The following is a 2,242-nucleotide window of genomic DNA, read 5'->3' on the forward strand; positions in this document are numbered from 1 at the left end:
TATCTGCTCGGCGCGGTTTTTCTCACGCTGGCGCTCATCGTCTTCGTCACGAAAGTGGCCAAGCCGACGCGGAAGGAAGTCAAACTCATGCATGCGCAAGAAGCGGTGACCGACGGGGTTGATCTTCGTTAAGAGCGAATAAGCATGAAGGCGGCTCCATTTCCGCCGTCGCCGCCAGTCAATCCGTTTTAACGCAATTGCGGGCGCAAAGCCGGTACTCACTTTTCGTGGAAAATGCTCCAATGCATGTCGCCCAAAAGTGCGCCCAGCGGTTTTGGGACAACGACATGCACAAAAACAGGAACTTAAAGAGCGTCGCAGGAATCCCTTCAGACGCGACGCGCTTTAGGCGCGCTCCGCCACCGCCGGCTCGCCGCGCTTTTCGCGGATGAGATTGACGAAGCGGCGGAACAGATAGTGCGAATCCTGCGGGCCGGGCGAGGCTTCGGGATGATGCTGGACCGAGAAAACCGGTCTTCCTGTCAGCGTGATGCCGCAATTCGAGCCGTCGAACAGCGAGACATGGGTTTCTTCGACGCCGCGCGGCAACGAGTCGGCATCGACGGCAAAGCCGTGGTTCATCGAGACGATCTCGACCTTGCCGGTGGTGTGATCCTTGACCGGATGATTGGCGCCGTGATGGCCCTGATGCATTTTGGCGGTTTTGCCGCCCAGCGCCAGCGCCAGCATCTGGTGGCCGAGGCAGATGCCGAACACCGGGATGTCGGTCTTCAGCAGGTCCTGGATCACCGGAACGGCATAGTCGCCGGTGGCTTCCGGGTCGCCGGGACCGTTGGAGAGAAAGATGCCGTCGGGCCGCATGGCGAGGATCTCCTCGGCGCCGGTGTTGGCCGGCACCACCGTGACCTTGGCACCAAGACCGGAAAGCAGGCGCAATATGTTGCGCTTGACGCCGTAGTCGATGGCGACGACATGCATGGACGGATCGGTCTGTTCGCCAAAGCCCTCGTCCCAGACCCAGGGCGTCTCGCGCCAGACCGAGGACTGGCCGGAGGTGACGTCCTTGGCCAGGTCAAGCCCGATCAGGCCGGACCAGGCGGCGGCGCGGCGCTTCAGATCGTCGATGTCGAAGATGCCGTCGGGCGCGTGCGCGATGACGGCGTTGGGCATGCCATTTTCACGGATCAGCGCTGTCAGCGCGCGCGTGTCGATGCCCGAAAGCGCTACGATGCCACGCTTCTTCAGCCATTGGTCGAGACCAGCTGCGGCGCGATAGCTGGACGGATTGGTGACGTCGGCCTTGAACACGGCGCCGACGGCGCCGGCGCGCGCGACCGGGTTGAGATCCTCGATGTCCTCGTCATTGGTGCCGATATTGCCGATATGCGGAAAAGTGAAGGTGACGATCTGGCCAGCGTAGGACGGGTCGGTGAGGATTTCCTGATAGCCTGTCAGCGCGGTGTTGAAGCACACTTCGGCGACGGCGGAGCCGGTGGCGCCAAGGCCGCGGCCCTCGATGACGGTGCCGTCGGCCAGCACCAGCAAGGCCGTCGGCTTCTCAGTGGCCCAGAGGGCGGTCGTTGCCATGGCGACACTCCTAAAGGGCTGCGCCCTTCGATCGGTCCGACGGACCACTCTGCGCAGCAAACCGCGCGCAGCGGCGATTTCGCAGCCAGCGCGCGCAACAAAAATTCAGTTCATGCAAGGCCCAGTACATAGGGGATGGCGCCAAGGCGGTCAATGATGCCACGCCGTACGAGCCCTGGATTTATTTCGTTGAACAATATCAGCGGTTTGCCGGGCGACGTCGAATTTGCCATGGGCTTTCGGCGCGGCTATTGTCCGTCGCATTGGAAGGAGAAAGCATCATGCGCGACAAAATCGCCGAATCCCTGAAGAGTGCGATGAAGGCGCAGGACAAGCGTCGGCTGCCGACCTTGCGGCTGATCCAGGCGGCCATTCACGATCGCGACATCGCCAATCGCGGCGCCGGCAAGGAGCCGGCCACCGATGACGAGATTTTGCAGATCCTGGCCAAGATGGTGAAGCAGCGCGAGGAGTCGGCCAAGGCTTTCGACGACGGCAAACGGCCGGAGCTTGCCGCACAGGAGCGCGACGAGATGGCTATCATCCGAGACTTCCTGCCGACGCAACTGGGCCAGGCCGAGACCGAAACGGCGATCCGCGCCGCCATCGCCGAGACCGGCGCCAGCGGCGTCAAGGACATGGGCAAGGTGATGGCTGCACTCAAGGAGAAATACGCGGGCCAGATGGATCTGTC

Annotated in this window: 2 protein-coding genes; one reads left to right on the forward strand and one right to left on the reverse strand. The window is 62.4% G+C overall.

Annotated features, from left to right (window positions below):
• Positions 1-345: 345 nt before the first annotated feature.
• Complete coding sequence (gene carA, locus EOA85_RS33225; RefSeq protein WP_127212532.1) at positions 346-1,548, reverse strand: glutamine-hydrolyzing carbamoyl-phosphate synthase small subunit; 1,203 nt, start codon at positions 1,546-1,548, stop codon at positions 346-348.
• A gap of 278 nt (positions 1,549-1,826) precedes the next feature.
• On the opposite strand from carA, the gene EOA85_RS33230 reads away from it, so the two are divergent.
• A partial coding sequence (locus EOA85_RS33230; RefSeq protein ID WP_206523436.1) for a GatB/YqeY domain-containing protein occupies positions 1,827-2,242 on the forward strand: 416 nt, incomplete at its 3' end.

The sequence above is a fragment of the Mesorhizobium sp. M5C.F.Ca.IN.020.29.1.1 genome (assembly GCF_003997375.1).
In the GTDB taxonomy this organism is placed as follows: Bacteria; Pseudomonadota; Alphaproteobacteria; order Rhizobiales; family Rhizobiaceae; genus Mesorhizobium; species Mesorhizobium wenxiniae.